Origin of the sequence: Streptomyces smyrnaeus, from assembly GCF_017676345.1 — a bacterium.
GTDB classification, from domain to species: Bacteria; Actinomycetota; Actinomycetes; order Streptomycetales; family Streptomycetaceae; genus Streptomyces; species Streptomyces smyrnaeus.
In genome coordinates, this window is record NZ_JAFFZM010000008.1 from 86,385 (window position 1) to 103,334 (window position 16,950).

12 protein-coding genes, 1 tRNA gene and 1 pseudogene are annotated in these 16,950 nt (G+C 72.2%); 6 read left to right on the plus strand and 8 right to left on the minus strand.

Features of this window, described 5'->3' with window-relative positions; translation table 11 throughout:
* Nucleotides 1-173 precede the first annotated feature (173 nt).
* Nucleotides 174-794, minus strand: a complete 621-nt coding sequence (locus tag JW613_RS14905) for a TetR/AcrR family transcriptional regulator (protein WP_209211299.1) — start codon at nt 792-794, stop codon at nt 174-176.
* 147 nt (nt 795-941) lie between these two features.
* On the opposite strand from JW613_RS14905, the pseudogene JW613_RS14910 reads away from it, so the two are divergent.
* Nucleotides 942-2,315, plus strand: a pseudogene (locus JW613_RS14910) (MFS transporter); the annotation flags it as partial.
* A gap of 5 nt (nt 2,316-2,320) precedes the next feature.
* On the opposite strand, the gene JW613_RS14915 reads toward JW613_RS14910, so the two are convergent.
* The 3 genes from JW613_RS14915 to JW613_RS14925 form a co-directional block, all read right to left on the minus strand.
* Nucleotides 2,321-3,547 carry an aminotransferase-like domain-containing protein gene (locus tag JW613_RS14915; RefSeq protein ID WP_209211300.1) on the minus strand — a complete coding sequence of 409 codons (1,227 nt, stop codon included), beginning with the start codon at nt 3,545-3,547 and terminating at the stop codon, nt 2,321-2,323.
* A gap of 78 nt (nt 3,548-3,625) precedes the next feature.
* Nucleotides 3,626-4,408: an SDR family NAD(P)-dependent oxidoreductase gene (locus JW613_RS14920; protein ID WP_209211301.1), complete on the minus strand. Its 783-nt coding sequence runs from the start codon at nt 4,406-4,408 to the stop codon at nt 3,626-3,628.
* A gap of 101 nt (nt 4,409-4,509) precedes the next feature.
* The gene (locus tag JW613_RS14925) at nt 4,510-4,938 is read right to left on the minus strand and encodes a VOC family protein (RefSeq protein ID WP_209211302.1); all 429 of its coding nucleotides are present in this window, start codon (nt 4,936-4,938) and stop codon (nt 4,510-4,512) included.
* A gap of 193 nt (nt 4,939-5,131) precedes the next feature.
* On the opposite strand from JW613_RS14925, the gene JW613_RS14930 reads away from it, so the two are divergent.
* Nucleotides 5,132-5,491, plus strand: a complete 360-nt coding sequence (locus JW613_RS14930; RefSeq protein ID WP_099881684.1) for a hypothetical protein — start codon at nt 5,132-5,134, stop codon at nt 5,489-5,491.
* 177 nt (nt 5,492-5,668) lie between these two features.
* On the opposite strand, the gene JW613_RS14935 is transcribed toward JW613_RS14930, so the two are convergent.
* Complete coding sequence (locus JW613_RS14935; protein WP_209211303.1) at nt 5,669-6,844, minus strand: UDP-N-acetylglucosamine--N-acetylmuramyl-(pentapeptide) pyrophosphoryl-undecaprenol N-acetylglucosamine transferase; 1,176 nt, start codon at nt 6,842-6,844, stop codon at nt 5,669-5,671.
* Between the two features lie 301 nt (nt 6,845-7,145).
* Here JW613_RS14935 and uppS point away from each other — a divergent pair, with 301 nt between their 5' ends.
* Nucleotides 7,146-8,102, plus strand: a complete 957-nt coding sequence (gene uppS, locus JW613_RS14940; protein ID WP_209211304.1) for a polyprenyl diphosphate synthase — start codon at nt 7,146-7,148, stop codon at nt 8,100-8,102.
* Nucleotides 8,099-9,061 (plus strand): squalene/phytoene synthase family protein, encoded by a 963-nt coding sequence (locus JW613_RS14945; RefSeq protein WP_209211305.1) that lies wholly within the window; start codon nt 8,099-8,101, stop codon nt 9,059-9,061. Before uppS ends, JW613_RS14945 begins: the two co-directional genes overlap by 4 nt.
* Before the next feature lie 139 nt (nt 9,062-9,200).
* Here the strand turns inward: JW613_RS14945 and JW613_RS14950 are convergent.
* Nucleotides 9,201-9,284: transfer RNA gene (locus JW613_RS14950), tRNA-Leu, on the minus strand.
* 477 nt (nt 9,285-9,761) lie between these two features.
* Here JW613_RS14950 and JW613_RS14955 point away from each other — a divergent pair.
* Both JW613_RS14955 and JW613_RS14960 read left to right on the plus strand, forming a co-directional pair.
* Nucleotides 9,762-10,577: an ABC transporter ATP-binding protein gene (locus JW613_RS14955; RefSeq protein WP_209211306.1), complete on the plus strand. Its 816-nt coding sequence runs from the start codon at nt 9,762-9,764 to the stop codon at nt 10,575-10,577.
* A 78-nt stretch (nt 10,578-10,655) separates the two neighbouring features.
* A complete protein-coding gene (locus tag JW613_RS14960) occupies nt 10,656-13,193 on the plus strand; it encodes an ABC transporter permease (RefSeq protein ID WP_209211307.1) in 2,538 nt (845 codons plus the stop codon).
* A 194-nt stretch (nt 13,194-13,387) separates the two neighbouring features.
* Here the strand turns inward: JW613_RS14960 and JW613_RS14965 are convergent, their stop codons facing one another.
* Both JW613_RS14965 and JW613_RS14970 read right to left on the minus strand, forming a co-directional pair.
* Nucleotides 13,388-14,872 carry an SAM-dependent methyltransferase gene (locus JW613_RS14965; RefSeq protein WP_209211308.1) on the minus strand — a complete coding sequence of 495 codons (1,485 nt, stop codon included), beginning with the start codon at nt 14,870-14,872 and terminating at the stop codon, nt 13,388-13,390.
* 236 nt (nt 14,873-15,108) lie between these two features.
* A complete protein-coding gene (locus JW613_RS14970; protein ID WP_209211309.1) occupies nt 15,109-16,557 on the minus strand; it encodes an NAD(P)/FAD-dependent oxidoreductase in 1,449 nt (482 codons plus the stop codon).
* Nucleotides 16,558-16,950: the final 393 nt, after the last annotated feature.

Consider the following 16,950-nt stretch of genomic DNA (forward strand, 5'->3'; position numbering starts at 1 on the left):
CGCTGTGCGCAGGCCGTCACAGGTCACGTGTCAGACGAGCCCGGCGGTGTGTGTACCCACGATGCACTCCTCACGTCATGGTGCCTCCATGACGCTGCCGTACCAGCGGCAGCGCCACGCGACACAGCACCCATTCAAGAGGCGTCCGGCCCCGGAAGCAAGACCCGCCGGCCTCAGGCGAGGGCCGCCCGCAAGGCGTTGCGCACGGTTGTCCGCGCGGCGTCCGGGCGCACCGTTCCCAGCAGGACGTGATAGGCGAGGCCCTCGGCCTGGGCCACCAGCGCGACGACCGCTCCTTCGGCGCCGCCCTCCGGCCGCCGGCCCGGGGCGAGGCACTGCTCCAGACATGCCGCCAGGCGCCGGTGCAGACCGGCGTGGAGCGCCCGCACGCGCTCGGCGATGTCCGGGTCGGCGAGGGCGCGGGCGTTGAAATCGTGGCGCACCCTCAGATGAGCGCGCGACGCGGCGTCGTACGGGACGAGTTCGTCCAGGACGACCGCGAGGACCTCATCGGGTGCCGCGTCGGCGGGGTCGGCGCCCAGCCGGGAGCGGATACGTGCCGCGCTCAACTCGTTGCCCCGGTCGAAGGCCGCCTCGATCAGCTTCCGTTTGGTCGGGAAGTAGTGCTGGACCCTGCCCGGCGAGACGTCTGCCTGTGCGGCCACCTCTGTCAGTGAGACGGCGGGCAGCCCGCGCTCGGCGACGACGTCGAGCACCGCGTCGGCGATCTGGGTGCGCCGCCGGTCGTGGTGCAGCCCGGGGCCGCGGGTGCGGGTGCTGGAGCGCGGGGACATCTCGCCGGTTCCTCTCGTCGTGGCCGGACGCCGGCCGGGCGATGTGGCCGGACAGTTGGCTTTCCAATGCTGCCACATTGAAAAGGTGTTCTGGTGGGCTTTACAGTGCGACCACATCGGAAAGCTCGCCCCACCCCGAGGAGTCCCATGACGACCAGGGCGACACCCGTACTGGTGCTCGCCTGTGCGGCGCAGTTCATGGTGGTGCTGGACGTGTCCGTGGTGAACGTCGCACTGCCCGCCATCCGGGACGCGCTCGGGTTCGCACCCGGTGGCGGCGGGCTCTCCTGGGTCGCCACCGCCTATGCGCTGGCGTTCGCCGGGCTGCTGCTGCCCGGCGGCAGACTGGCCGACCTGTTCGGCCACCGCCGGGTGTTCACCGCCGGCCTCGCCCTGTTCACGGCGGCCAGCCTGGCGGGCGGCCTCGCCACCGCACCGGGCCTCCTCGTCGCCGCCCGGGCGGCGCAGGGCGTGGGAGCGGCCGTACTGGCACCCGCCACGCTGACCGTCCTGACCACGGCGTTCCCCGAAGGGCCGCGCCGCAGCAGGGCGCTGGCGGTCTGGACGGCCGTCTCCTCCGTGGGCGGGGCCGCCGGAAACCTCCTCGGCGGAGTCCTCACCGACGCCCTCTCCTGGCGCGCCGTACTGCTCGTCAACGTCCCGGTGGGGTGCGCTGCGCTGTGGCCCGCGCTGCGCCATCTGCCCCGGGGCGACGCACGGTCGACAGCGGGGCGCCGCAGACCGGATGTGCCCGGAGCGCTCGCCGTCACCTGCGGCATGGCCGCGCTCACCTTCGCCGTCAGCCGCGGCCCTGACACCTCCTGGGCCGACCCGGCGACCGTGTGGGCCCTGGTGGGCGGTGCGGCCGCACTGGGCGTCTTCGTCGCCGTGGAGCGGTGGTGGGCCACCGAGCCGCTGATCCCGCCGCGGCTGCTTCGGCAGCGCACGGTCGCGGTGGGCAACACCGTGGTGCTGCTGGCGGGCGCCTGCCTGCAGATCCCCGTCTGGTACTTCCTCACGTTCTACATGCAGGACGTGCTGGGTTATTCGGCGCTCCGCACCGGGTTGGGTTTCCTGCCGCACACGCTGACCGGTGCGGCGGTCGCCGTGTGGGTGACACCGCGGCTGATGCGCCGCTTCGCGCACCGGACGCTCATCCTGTGCGGCGCCGTGGTGTGCGCAGCCGGATTCGCGTGGCAGAGCACGGTGTCGGCGGACAGCGGCTATCTGGCGGGGGTGCTGGGCCCCGCCGTGGTGTTCTCGCTCGGCAGCGCCGTGTTCGTCACCCCCACCACGGCGGTGGTCACCGCGGGGGTGCCGGCCGAGGACGCCGGTGCCGCCTCGGGGCTGATGAACACCTCGAAGCAGTTCGGCGGCGCCCTCGGGCTGGCCGCGCTCTTCGCGGTCGCCGGGCCGGACGGGACGGCGTACGGGCGCGTGTTCGGCACCATGACGGCCGTGCTGGGCGCCATCGCGCTACTGGCCCTCGCCCTCCCCCGCGGCCGGTCCCCGCAGGGCCCCGGCGACTACAGCGCTGCGGAGCGCAGCACGCCGCCGAGCCGCCGCAGCCCCTCCCGGATCTCCTCCGGCGTGTGCGTGGTGAACGACAGCCGCAACGACGACGGGTCGGGCGGCCCCGCGAAGAAGGGCGCACCGGGAACGTAGGCGACATCGGCGGCGACCGCCTCGCGCAGCAGTTCGGTCGCGTCGTAGCCCTCCGGCAGCCGCGCCCACACGAACATGCCGCCCTGCGGGTGGTTCCACGTACTGCCCGGCGGCAGGGCCCCGCGCAGTCCGTCGAGCAGCGCGTCGCGGCGCTCGCGGTAGGCGTCGCGGACCCGCGCCAGGTGCGCGTCCAGATCGTTGTCCGCCAGATAGCGGGCGGCTGCCGCCTGGTCGACCGTGGAACAGTGCAGATCCAGCGACTGCTTGGCGATGACGCAGGCGCGGCGCAGTGCGGCGGGTGCGCGCAGCCAGCCGAGCCGCAGCCCGGGAGCCATCACCTTCGAGAAGCTGCCCAGCAGCACCGTGCGGTCGGCGGCCCGCGGCAGCGAGGCGACCCATGGCACGTGCTCGCCCTCGAACCGCAGTTCGCCGTACGGGTCGTCCTCGACGATCCATGTCCCGTACCGCGCGGCGACCTCGGCGACCGCCTGGCGGCGGGCGAGCGGAAGGGTGCGTCCGGTCGGGTTCTGGAAGGTGGGTATCAGATAGAGCAACTTGGGCCGCTCACGCTCCACCGCCCGGGCCAGCGCCACCGGGTCCACGCCCTCGTCGCCGGAGCGGACGGGCACCACACGCGCCCCCGCGAAACCGAAGCACTGCAGCGCGGCCAGATACGTCGGGTCCTCCACCAGCACGGTGTCGCCCGGCTCCAGCAGCGCGGTCGCCAGCAGGGTGAGGGCCTGCTGGGACCCGGTGGTCACCAGCAGCTCCTCCGGCCCGGTGGGCAGCCCCCGCTCCGCCAGCCGCCCCGCCACGGCTCCCCGCAGCGCCGGGTCGCCCTCGGTGGTGGAGTACTGCAGCACCCGCCGCGGCTCCTGGCTGAGCACCCGGTCGTAGGCGGCGCGGATGGGCTCGGCGGCGAAGAGCTCGGGCGCCGGCAGCCCCCCGGCGAAGGAGATCACCTCGGGCCGTTCGGTCAGCGCCAGGATCTCCCGTACGGGGGAGGAGCCCACGGAGGCCGCACGGGCGGCGAGCGGGGGCGCGGGGGCGGTGGCGGGAGCGGGGCCCGCGAGCGTGCTGGGAGTCATTCCCGCAGCTTAGAAGCGCCCGGCTCGGCCGCCCCAGTGATTTCCGGCACGTGGACAGCGCGCCCACCTGCGGCTGCCTCAGAGCGCGTGGCCGCCGGCGACCTGGAGGACCTGACCCGTGATCCAGCGGGCCTGTCGGGAGGCGAGGAAGACAACGGCGTCCGCGATGTCGTCCGGCAGCCCGACCCGGCGCAGCGGGATCTGCGGGACGACCCGCTCGACGAGTTCGCCCGGCATCCAGCCGGTCTGCACCGGCCCGGGCGCGACGGCGTTGACGCGGATGCCGCGCGGGCCCAGGTCGAGTGCCGTCGAGCGGGTGACGGCCTCCAGGGCTGCCTTGGAGGTGCCGTAAGCGGTCTGCCCGGGGAAGGCACGTGCCGCGTCCGTCGAGACGTTGACCACGGCCGCCTCCCGGCCCCGCCGGGCGAGGTCGGCGGTCAGCAGGGCGGGCGCGAAGGTGTTGACCCGATAGGTGCGCTCCAGCAGAGCGGGGGTCAGCTCGTCGGCGCCGTCGACGGCTTCGCAGTGCGCCGCGTTGTTCACCAGCACGTCGGGCGGGCCGAGCCGGTCGGCGACGGCGTCGAGCAGCGGGCCGGCCGCCGCGCCGTCCGCGAGGTCGGCGGGGAAGAGCGCGGCCGCCGCGGCGCCCGCGGTGCGCAGCCGCCGCAACAGCGCCTCGGCTTCCGCGCGCCCCGGCGTACTGTGCGCGAACGGGACGTCTTGCGGGCCGCTGTCGGCCGGGTACCAGTGCGCGGCGACCCGGGCCCCGAGACGGGCGAAGGCGAGCGCTGTCGCCTCGCCGATCCCGCCCACGGCGCCGGTCACGAGCACGGTGCGTCCGGAGAGTCCAGGATCGATCACCGCGTCACCGTGACAGCCGGCACCGGCCCGCTCAACCGCTTTTCCACGGGGTCCGCTCTTCCACGGGGTCCGCCCACGCCCCCCGCTCGTCCCCGCTCGCCTCAGCGGGTGTCGCCGGCCGTCTCGGCCCGGATCAGCCAGATGTGGCCGTCCGGGTCGGCGAAGGAGCCCGCGTAGCCCCAGTGCTGATGTGCCGGTTCGCTGACCGTCCGGGCACCGGCGCGCACGGCGGCGGCGACCAGCTCGTCCACGTCCCGCTCCTCGGCGACGGGCACGGCCAGGACGCACTCGCTGTGCCCCGGACGTGCGACGGCGTGGTCACCGGTGATCCAGTCGAAACCGCCGGTGGGGATGAGCATGAGCCGCAGTCCGTCGTTGACGATGAACCGCAGCGGCTCGGGGACCCCGTCCTCGGCGAGCTTCCCGACGGCCTCCAGGCCCAGCCCGTCCCGGTAGAAGACGTACGACGCCATGCGCTCGGCGACGGGCAGGCTGACGGTGACGGTCGCGAGCGTTCGGGTGGTTGCCATGGTTACCTCCTGGCGGTGGATGCGGGACTGCGAGCACAGACCTTCCATTGCGCCCTTCCTCACCGCCCGGGCGTACGCGCCACACCGGGCAGGCGAATCGCCGGTTGGGATCACGCCGAACGGGTACCTGCGGGCAGATATTGGGCCTGGAGCGAATTCGCGAGAACCAGCCGCAGAAAGGGAGGCCCGCACCATGACGGCGGAGATGTCGGAAGGGGAGATGGAAGTATCCGTGGAGCTCAGCGACTGTGCCTGCGAGGACGCCGAGGCGGTCTTCAGGGTGCTGGGCGGACTGTTCCCCTCGGACTGGGCGGAGCTGCAGCCCGAGGGCCGCAAGGCCAATGTGTGGCTGTGCCGGTTCGATGTCTCGCGCGACAGCGGACGACCGGACGCCGTCCCGCTCGGCTCACCGGTGACGGCGGAACTGCAGGGGTCCCCGCAGGCGGTCGAACGGCTGCACCGCGTACTTCTGGAGGCGTTCGGTGTGGTGGAGGTGCTGGAGGTCGCCGGGGACCAGGAGAAGCAGCTGCGGCTCCGCCTGGAGACCCGCTGAGCGCACGCCGGGCCCCGCGCGGCCGAAGGGGCCACCGGGGCCGAGGCCCGGCCTCGGCCCCGGCGAGCGGGAAGGTTCCCGGTCCATGGGCGGGGACCGGGAAGCCTTCGCCGACGTCGTCCCTGTCGTCGAGGCCGGGGCACCCCGGGCCCTCCCGTGGTGCGAGGCCCCGACGGGTCAGCCGGAGGCGGCGGACAGGAGTACGTCCACGAGCCTGTCCGCCGCGTCCGGCCGTCCGTGTGCCCGGGCCGCCTCCGCCATCCCCGCACGCCGCGCCGGGTCGGTGAGCAGCGGCCCGAGAGCGTCCCGGAGCCGGTCAGCGGTGACATCGCCGGTGAGCGCGACGGCCGCGCCGGTGTCCTGGAGATGCCGTGCGTTGTGCTCCTGCTCGTTCCCCGCCGAGGAGGCCAGCGGCACGAAGACGGCCGGTTTGCCGAGCGCGGTGAGCTCCGCGAGGGTGCCGGCGCCGCTGCGGGACACCACCACATCGGCGAGCGCCAGGACGTCGGGCAGCTCCGGGCCGACGAACCCGGCCAGGTGGTACCGGTCCGCCAGTCCGGGCGGGAGGGCCGCCGCGCCGGCGCGCAGCGCCTCGACGTTCGCGGGCCCGCACTGGTGCACCACGTTGGCGCGCTCCAGCAGCCACGGGAGAGCGTCCCGGACCACGTCGTTGATCTGCTGCGCGCCTTGCGCGCCGCCGGTGACGTAGAGGGTCGGGAGCCGTCGATCGAAGCCGTGCAGCCCGAGCGCGGCGACCGCCTTGTCCGCGTGCCCGCTCAGCACCTCCGGCCGCACCGGATTGCCGGTGACGACGGCCGAGCCCCGCACCGCCTCCGGGAGCAGCGGCAGGGACGACTCCGAGGAGACCGCGATCCGCGCGGCCGACGACGCCAGTTTCCGGTTCGCCAGCCCGAGCCGCACGGTCTGCTCGTGCAGCACCAGCGGACGCTTGCACATACGGGCGGCGAGCCCGGCCGGTACGGCGACGTAGCCGCCGGTCGCCAGGACCACGTCCGGCCGGAAGTCGGACACGATCCTGCGCGCCTGGGCGACGCCGAGCGGCACCCGCGCCATGTCCTTGACGTTCGCCGGGCTGATCATCTTGAGCGGGTTCGCGGCCCGGCGGATCTTGCCCGTCGCCACCGTCGTGAACGGAATGCCCTCGGCCGGGGCGACGCGGGCCTCCAGCCCGTGCGGGGTGCCGATCCACAGGACGTCGAGCGTTCCGCCGTCCGCGGCCAGCCGCGCCTGCAACGTCCTGATCGCGGTCAGGGCCGGATAGGTGTGTCCGCCGGTACCTCCCCCCGTGACGAGGAGCCGGAAGGAGCGTGGAAGGGAAGGGTTCTCGGTCACGCCGCGCACCCTACTGGGCCGCCGCCCCGCCAGGGACCCGCGGCCCGTGCAACTCCGTCCCGTCGCGGGCGAGTCCGGCCCCGCCGCAGGACTCCGCCGCACGGTCCGTCACGTCGTCCGCCCCGTCGAGGCGGCTGCGTGGCAGGCGTGCACCACGCCGAGAATCCGCTGCAGTCGGCCTGCCATGGGCCGGCCCGTCCCGATATCAGGGGAAGCGCGGTGGCGAAGGGATACGACCGCCCACAGCGGGCATCTACCCTCCGAACAAGGACAGTTGCTCTGCGTGCCCACTGGAGGGCGGATGACACCCAGGACTCCTCCCAGGCATATCGCCTGCATCATGGACGGCAACGGCCGCTGGGCACAGCACCGCGGACTGGAGCGCACCCACGGCCACATGGCCGCCAGGGCTTCCTTCGAAGCGATCCTGGACAGCGCGCTGGAGGAGAAGGTCGAGTGGTTGACGCTGTTCGCCTTCTCCACGGAGAACTGGTCACGCCCGGAGGAAGAGGTCAGCTTCCTGGTGCGCTTCCTCGCCCAGCATGTGATCGGTCGGGAGGCCCAGCGCATGCACAAGCGCGGGGTACGGCTGCGGCTGCTGGGCGGTGAGGACCCCCGCCTGCCCGCAGAGGCGGTCAACAGGCTGCGCGAAGCCGAGGAGCTCACCCGCGACAACACCACCCTCCAGCTGAGCCTGGCGTTCAACTACGGAGGCCGCCAGGACCTGTGCGAGGCCGCACGCTCCCTGGCCGCCCGGGAGGTCCCGGCCGAGCAGATCACCACCGAGGTCCTCGCCCGGCACATGCAGTTGCCCGAACTCCCTGACGTGGACCTGCTGCTGCGCACCGGGGGCGAGTACCGGCTGTCGAACTTCCTGCTGTGGCACAGCGCCTACGCCGAGCTCGTCTTCCTCGACGTACTGTGGCCCGACTTCCGCGCCTCGCACTTCCGGCACGCCATGGAGCTCTTCCATCAGCGCCGGCGCCGCTTCGGCAATCTGGGGGCGACGGACGCGGCCGACGCGTACGACAGGGTCGGCGGGGCCGAGACAGCCGACACGGTCGGCGCCACCGAGGCCGTGGCGGTCGGCGGCCGTATCTCCCCGCCCGGCCCGACGGCCCTGCTCGGACTGCCCACGGCGATCGCCTCCCAGCTGGGCACCACCCTGCGGGACGGGCTGCGGGAGACGGCCCGGTTCGCCCTGCACCAGCTCACCGCCGAATCGACGAAGCCCGAACGCGCGAGCCGGCTGCCGTGACCGCGCCCGGTCCGCCGCTGCTGCGTCAACTGCTGACCCGGGCCACGCCCTGGCAGCGCACACTGCACCTGGCCGGGATCCCCCACGGCCGACTGCGCGGCGACTACACCGCGGCAGCACATGTGGTGGCCCGCCGGTACCCCGGCGCCTATCCCCCCGCTCGCCTCCTGGTCCCACCGGCCTGGCAGCCGCACCTGTTCACCGTGGCCGCCCTGGGCATCCACGCCGACTGCCTGGCGGATGTGCCGGTGCACAAGTGCGACCCGGCGGCCTTCCACGCCTGGGCGGAGCAGGTCCGGCGGGGGCTGGCCACCGGCAGCGCCGAACAGCCCTTCCTGCGGGCCTTTCTGCACACGGTGCACGTACGCCCCCTCGATCCTGCCGACGTCCACGACTGCCTGGCGGGGCAGGCCTGCCGACTGGGGCTGACGGGTTACGCGACCGAGCAGGACCACCACGACAACGTCGACCGCAGCAACATGCCGGTCGCCCGCCTGCTGCTCGCCGCCTGCCGCGTCCCGCGCCATCCGCGCAACGAGACCGCGTCGAGACTGGCCCTCGACGCCGCCCAGCGCTGGGACGATCTCGCCGACCTGGCCGAGGACCTGCGAGACGGCTTCCTCCCCCTCCCCGAGACCGACCTGCGGCGCTTCGGTGTCACCCGCGCCGACCTGGAGGCCGGCCGTGACACCCCCGCGGTCCGAGCCCTCCTCGCCCACGCCTGCGGCAAGGCCCGCGCCGCCTTCGAGGCCGCCCGTGCCGCCCTGGACGACGCCGACCCGGAAGTCCAGTTCCTCTACCGTCCGCTTCTGATGTGCCTCTTCCAGGGCTTGAAGGGCGTCGAGCGGCAGGGCGCCGGCCTGCTCCGCCCCGGCACCCTCTGGCACTTCCGCCTCTCGCCCACCGAGCTGATCGGTGACACCCTGCGCACCTTCCACCACCGCCTCCGCCTCACCTGACCGGGGCAGCGCGAAGGTCTACCAGCACGCGGCGCGATACGCCGCGCGCCCCCGCGGCGAGTGGAACGGGGCGGCCCGACAGGCCGACCCCCGGATCAGGGAACCCCGGAAACGACTCAGGGAACCCGGGGGCAGGAAGTGCCCGGAGCCGGACTTGAACCGGCACGGCCCTTAAAGGCCAACGAGGTTTAAGCTCGTCGTGTCTGCATTCCACCATCCGGGCACCGGCTCCTGGACCGCGTCGTACGCCCTTGGGCGCAGACGGCCCTTCCCAGGGCACGGGACGAGCCTATCCAGGGTCATCCCCCGAACAGCGGATCGACAGACCGATGTTGTCTTATTTTATTGGCAACTGACGGGCCATCAGTGTCACATGCGCCACTTCGCAGCGGTCTCCCTCGCGCGTCCGGCTCGCCAGAAATGACGGAAAGTCGCCGTTCAGTCACCCACGCTCACGTCCCAAGTCCACCAGCGTCATATGCCAGCGGCGCATGCGGGCCACGGCTCCTCTGCCGCCCCTCCTCCGTCTCAGGGTCCGCCGTCATACCCAAGGATGACCGTCGGGCCGACAGCTACCTCCGAAGACTGTCCCGGAAACAAGAGTCGCGGCTGATCCCGGAAGGCGGATCCGACGAAACGATGGAGGCACAGGGAAAGTTCCGATCCGCATTCGACCGACATCCGACAGGAGCACCGCGCCGTGACGACCAGCACCCGCCAGCACCACCCCGCGGGCGGCCCGTACCCCGGAGCCACCGCAGACCGTTCGAGCACCGGCGTCGCCGCGGCGCGGGCCACGGACCTGTCCAAGGTCTACGGCCAGGGGGAGACCCAGGTCGTGGCCCTGGACCGGATATCGGTGGAGTTCCGGCAGGCCGAGTTCACCGCCATCATGGGCCCCTCGGGCTCCGGCAAGTCCACGCTGATGCACTGCATGGCAGGCCTCGACTCCATCTCCAGCGGCAGCGCCCGCATCGGCGACACCGAACTGACCTCGCTCAAGGACAAGAAGCTGACCCAGCTGCGGCGCGACCGCATCGGCTTCATCTTCCAGGCGTTCAACCTGCTGCCCACGCTCAACGCGTTGGAGAACATCACGCTGCCGATGGACATCGCGGGCCGCAAGCCGGACAAGGCGTGGCTGGACCGCGTCATCCAGACCGTCGGCCTCGCCGACCGGCTCAAGCACCGGCCCAACCAGCTCTCCGGCGGCCAGCAGCAGCGCGTCGCCGTCGCCCGTGCCCTCGCCTCCCGGCCGGAGATCATCTTCGGGGACGAGCCCACCGGCAACCTCGACTCCCGTGCGGGCGCCGAAGTCCTCGGCTTCCTGCGCAACTCCGTCCGCGAACTGGGCCAGACGGTGGTCATGGTCACCCACGACCCGGTGGCCGCCGCCTACGCGGACCGGGTCGTCTTCCTCGCGGACGGCCGCATCGTCGACGACCTGACCGGCCCGACGGCCGACAGCGTGCTGGAGCGGATGAAGTCCTTCGACGCCAAGGCCCGGACGAGCTGAGCCACCCGCTCCCCGCGCCGCGCCTCCGCCACGCCCGCCCAGCTGCTTTCTCGTAGAAGGACCCTCCAGGACTTCCTCATGCTCCGAACCGCCTTGCGCAACGTCTTCGCGCACAAGGCCAGACTGCTGATGACCATGCTCGCCGTGCTGCTCGGCGTGGCCTTCGTCTCCGGCACCCTGGTCTTCACCTCGACCATCTCCGACGCGTTCCACAAGGGCTCCGAAAAGGGCTACGCGAACGTCGACATCTCCATACGCCAGGACGGCGGCGACGCGCCCGAGGGCCGGGACTCCGTCACGCCGTTGAGCCAGCGCACCCTCGACCGGGCCGAGGAGCTGCCCGGCGCCGAGTCCGCGACCGGCGTCGTCTCCGGCTTCGCCGCCCTCTCCGACAAGGACGGCAAGCTCGTCGGCGACGGCTTCTCCACCGAGGGCGCCAACTACTACGCCGGCCGGGACGGCAAGGGCTCCGACCCGCGCTACCCGATGAAGGACGGTGCGGCCCCGCGTGCGCCCGGCGAGATCGCGCTGGACGCCAAGACCGCGGAGCGCACCGGCTACCAGGTCGGTGACACCGTCCGGATGTCGGTGAACGGCCCGGTGCGTACGGAGAAGGTCACCGGCATCTTCACCACCGACGACGGCAATGTCGCCGCGGGCGGCACCCTCGTCCTGTTCGACAACGCCACGGCCCAGCGGCTGTTCGCCAAGCCCGGCGAGTACACCGAGATCCAGGTCAAGGCCGAGCCCGGCGTCTCCCAGGCCGCGCTCAAGGCGCGGGCCGAGAAGATCCTGCCCGCCGACTCCGAGGCCGTCACCGGCAAGACGCTGGCCGACGAGGAGTCCAGGGCCATCGAGACCAGCATGTCCAGCATGAAGACCAGCCTGCTGGCCTTCGCGGGGATCGCGCTGTTCGTCGGCATCTTCATCATCGCCAACACCTTCACCATGCTGGTCGCCCAGCGCACCAAGGAGCTGGCGCTGCTGCGCGCGGTGGGTGCCAGCCGCCGCCAGGTCACCCGATCGGTGCTGATCGAGGCGCTGGCCGTCGGTGCCGTCGCGGGGCTGGCCGGGATGGCGGCCGGTATCGGCATCGGAGCCGGACTCCGCGCCCTGGTCGGCACCATGGGCACCATGCCCGACGGGCCGCTGGTGGTCGAACCGTCCACGGTCGTCATCTCGCTGCTGGTCGGCGTCGTCATCACCGTGCTGGCGGCCTGGCTGCCCGCGCGGCGTGCGGCAAGGATCCCCCCGGTCGCGGCGATGGGCAGCGTCCACGCCCCCGCGACGACCCGTTCGCTGATCGTGCGCAACACCATCGGCGCGCTGCTGTCCGCCGCGGGTGCGGTGCTGGTGCTGATGGCGACCAGGATGGACGACGGCGGCAAGGCGCCCATGGGCGCGGGCGCCGCTCTGCTGCTGGTCGGCGTCTTCGTCCTCACCCCGCTGCTGTCCCGCCCGCTGATCGCGGCGGCGGCGCCGGTACTGCGGTTGTTCAACGTCAGCGGCAAGCTCGCCCGGCAGAACGCGGTACGCAATCCGCGCCGCACGGCGGCCACCGCCTCCGCGCTGATGGTCGGGCTGACGCTGATCACCGGGCTGACGGTCATCGCCAGTGGCGTGCAGAAGGCCGTCGACAAGATGGCGTCCGAGTCGCTGAAGGCCGACTACACGGTCTCGATGGCCAACTTCACCCCCCTCTCGCCCGAGGTGGAGAAGAAGCTGGCCGGGTCCGACGAGGTCACCGCCACCTCGCCGCTGCGCAACGCGCCGGCCGAGATCGACGGCGACACCGAATACCTGACCGGTGTCAACGGCTCCACCATCGCCCAGCTCACCTCGCTGGACTTCACCAAGGGCGGCTGGTCCGGCATCGCCGGCGGCAAGCAGGTCGTCGTGGACACCGACACGGCCAAGCAGTACGGCTGGAAGCCCGGCTCAAGCTTCCAGGTGACCTACGACGACGGTGAGAAGGGCCGGCTGTCGGTCGCGGGGCTCTACAAGGGCAACGAGATGATCAAGGGGATCATCGTCGACAACAAGGCCATCACCCCGCACCTGGAGAAGGTCGCGGACATGCAGGTCCTCGCCAAGACCAAGGACGGCGCGACCGAGCAGGTCAAAAAGTCCCTGGAGAAGCAGCTGGGCAACAACCCGGCGGTCCTCGTACAGGACAAGAAGGACATCTCCGAGGGCATCGCGCAGATGATCAACATCCTGCTGAACATGCTGTACGGGCTGCTCGCGATGGCCGTCATCGTCGCCGTGCTCGGTGTGATCAACACCTTGGCCATGTCGGTCTTCGAACGCGGCCAGGAGATCGGGATGCTGCGCGCCATCGGTCTCGACCGGCGCGGGATCAAGCGGATGGTGCGGCTGGAGTCGCTGGTCATCTCGCTCTTCGGCGGGGTGCTCGGCATCGGCCTCGGCATCTTCTTCGGCTGGGCCGCCGGTGAGCTGATCGGCAGCTCGCTGGACACCTACACGCTCGTCCTGCCCTGGGGACGGCTGGGCATCTTCCTCGCCCTCGCCGCGCTGGTGGGCGTACTCGCCGCCCTGTGGCCCGCACGGCGTGCGGCCCGACTCAACATGCTGGCCGCCATCAAGACGGAGTGACCCGGCAGGGGCCCGCCGCCTCCGCGCACTCCCCCGCCCGCCCATCCGCCCCGAAGGGGTGGGTGGGCGGGCGCGCTGGTACCCGGGGGCGGCTGCCGGGCCGACAGCCGCCCCCGGAGCCGACGCGGCGACGCGTCGGCGCAGCGCCGCCGGCCCAGCGCGCGGGACCGGCCGAGGCGCCGAGGCGTACGCCGTCAGTCCCGTGCGGCGGGGTCCGCGGTCGCGTCCGCCGTCGCGTCCGCCGTCCAGCGGCGGGTACGCAGCGGAAGCCCCGAGCCGCCGGACTCGGGGGTCTTGACGGCCAGCACCTGGTTGACACCGATCCGGTTGCGCTCGAAGGCCAGCGCCGAGGCGGCCATGTAGAGGCGCCAGACCCGGGCGCGGCCCGGCGTGGTGAGCCGCGCGGCCCGGGCGAAGTCCGCCTCCAGATTGCGTACCCAGGCGCGCAGCGTCAGCGCGTAGTGCTCGCGCAGCGACTCGACGTCCCGCACCTCGAAGCCCGCCCGCTCCAGCAGTCCCACAGTGCGCCCGATCGGGGCGAGCTCCCCGTCGGGGAAGACATAGGCGTCGATGAACGGGTCCACCTCGTAGGCCTCTTCGTCCTCCAGCGGCCGACGCGCGATCTGGTGGTTGAGCAGCCGCCCGCCCGGCTTCAGAAGGGCGTAGAGGTCGTCGGCGTACTCCCGGTAGCGGGCCGCGCCCACATGTTCGGCCATACCGACGGAGGAGATGGCGTCGTAGGGCCCGCCCGTCGCCCGACCGTCGCCCCCGGACGAGGCGCTTCGCCCCGCCTCCTCCCTTGCGAGCTCGCGGTAGTCCTGGACGCGGATCTCCACGCGGTCCGCCAGCCCTTCCTCGGCGATCCGCTTGCGGCCGTAGGCGGCCTGTTCGCGGGAGAGGGTGACGGCGACGGCGCGTACGCCGTAGTTGCGGGCGGCGTGCAGGACGAGGGAGCCCCAGCCGCCGCCGACGTCCAGCAGCCGCTGACCCTCTCGCAGTGCGAGCTTGCGGCAGATCAGGTCGAGCTTGTCGCGCTGGGCCTCTTCCAGGGTGCCGTCGGGGCGCCAGTAGGCGCAGGAGTAGACCATGCTGGGGCCCAGCACCAGCTCGTAGAAGTCGTTGCCGACGTCGTAGTGGTGGCTGATGGCCTTGCGGTCGCGGCCGAGGGTGTGGCGCAGCCCGGTGCGGCGGCGGGCCTCCTCGGCGGGCGGCGGGGGCGGCAGTCCGGGGCCGGCCAGCCGCAGCAGTTCTGCGGCGGCCCGGCGGCTCGCCGGATCGCGGGCGAGGGACAGCGCGCCGCGTGCCCAACCCGGGCCGAACGAGGGGGCGCTGTCGGCCTTCTCGCCGGCCTCGGACGCGGCTTCGGACCTGGCGGCGGCTACGGACCCGGGGCCGGAGCCGGGCTGCTCGTCCCGCTCCCAGATCAGTCCGGCCATCAGGTCCAGCGCCCGGTAGAGATCGCCCTCCACGTCCAGCTCCCCGGCGACCCAGGCCCGCGCCAGCCCCAACTCACCCGGCCGCCACAGCACACGGCGCAGGGCCCGTCGGCTGCGTACGACCAGTACGGGGGCCGAGGGCGGTCCCGCCTCGCTGTGGTCCCAGGCCCGCACCCGGACCGGGACGGGGGTTCCCAGCAGCTGCTCCGCGAGCGCGACGATCCGTTGTGCGGCACCGGCCATTGAGCACACCTCCGTGTCAGGAAGGGGTGGATTCCCCGTACACGTAACGCGGGCGGGGGTGGGTGTATGCCCACTGTGCCCAACGGACCGGTGATTTCGGTACGGCGGAAACGACGAGAGGGGCGTGAGCCCCACGGATGGCTCACGCCCCTCTCGGACGTGCACGGCGCACTCCCCGGCCGTCAGCCGGGGCCCTGCCGACCCCACCGACCCTGCCGCGGGTCGGCGGTGACGGGTCAGGAGGAGGCGGTCGCCTTCTCCCCCTTGCCGTCCACCGGGCTGTCGGCCCGGCTGTCGGCGGTCGCCTTGCTGTTGTCGGCGGGCGCGGACGCCGTCGACTTGCCGAGCGCGGCCGCCGTCACCGGCGCCGCCGCCTCGTAGAACTCGCCGCGCGGGTGCTCCATGGCGCCCAGCGAGACGACCTCGCGCTTGAGGAACATGCCGAGCGTCCAGTCGGCGAAGACCCGGATCTTGCGGTTCCAGGTGGGGACGGCCATGCCGTGGTACGCGCGGTGGAAGTACCAGGCGAGGCGACCGCGCAGCTTGATCCTGGTCTTGCCGAAGACGATCATCGCGACGCCCTTGTGCAGGCCCAGGCCGGCGACGGCGCCCTTGTTGGCGTGCTTGTACTTGCCCTGCGGGAAGCCGCGCATGCCGGAGATGACGTTGTCCCCGAGCACCTTGGCCTGGCGCAGCGCGTGCTGCGCGTTGGGCGGGCAGAACGCACCCTCCTTGTCGGAGGCCAGGTCCGGAACCTGCGCGTTGTCACCGGCGGCCCAGGCGTAGTCCATGCCCTTGACCTGCATGCTGGCGTCCACGTCCACATGGCCCTTGGGACCGAGCGGCAGACCGAAGCGGGAGAGCACCGGGTTGGGCTTGACGCCCGCGGTCCACACGATGGTGCTGGAGTCGACCTCCAGCCCGTTCTTGAGCACGACATGGCCGTCCACGCAGGACTCCATGGAGGTGTTCAGATAGACCTCGACGCCGCGCTTCTTGAGGTGTTCCAGGCCCCACTCGCCGAGCTTGGGGCCCACCTCGGGAAGGATCCCGGGGGCCGCGTCGACGAGGACGAACCGCATGTCCTCGCGCTTGACGTTGGGGTAGTACTTGGCGGCGTCCCGAGCCATGTCCTCGACCTCGCCGATGGTCTCCGCACCCGCGAAGCCGCCACCGATGAAGACGAAGGTGAGGGCCTTGCGGCGGGCCTCCTCGTCCTGTGTGGAGTCCGCCTTGTCGAGCTGCTCGAGGACGTGGTTGCGCAGGCCGATCGCCTCCTCCACGCCCTTCATGCCGATGCCGTTCTCGGCGAGACCGGGCACGGGGAAGGTGCGCGAGACGGCGCCCATCGCGATGACCAGGTAGTCGAAGGGCAGCTCGTACGCGTCGCCGACCAGCGGCGAGACGTTGGCGACCTTGCGGTCCTGGTCGATCGAGGTGACGCGGCCGGTGAGGACCTCCGCCTTGGGGAGCACGCGTCGCAGGGGGACCACGACGTGGCGGGGGGAGATGCTGCCGGCAGCAGCTTCGGGGAGGAAGGGCTGGTACGTCATGTACGACCGCGGGTCGACGACCGTTACGGTCGCCTCGCCGTAGCGCATCTTCTTCAGGATGCGCCGCGCTGCGTACAGACCGACGTACCCGCCACCCACTACGAGGATTCGGGGACGCTCCGTGGTGCTCATGAAATCGAGTATCCACCCACCGGTGGGGGGCACTTCGTGAGGGCCTTCACAAGCATGGGCGCACCCTCTGCTACACTGCGCCGCCCCGTGATCGAGCCCACATCCATTCTGTGCGGCGGACGGGGAACCAGCGGGCGGCGTCAGCCGTTGGGACACCTTTTGAGCTGCGGGTATCGGCGGTGTAGCGAGTAGACCGCGCGCGGACGGCCGAGTCGTTGCCGTCCGACCGACCGGACGGCGGAGGGCCGAGGCGGCGAGGGCACATCCGGAACCCTGCGTTCCAACCCGGAAACCGGGGCTCACCGGGCACTTTCCCATGTGAAACATTTCACGTAACTGGTGTGCCGGTACGTTTCTCAAGCCCTTGTGAGGCCTCGCCTACACCTATCAGCA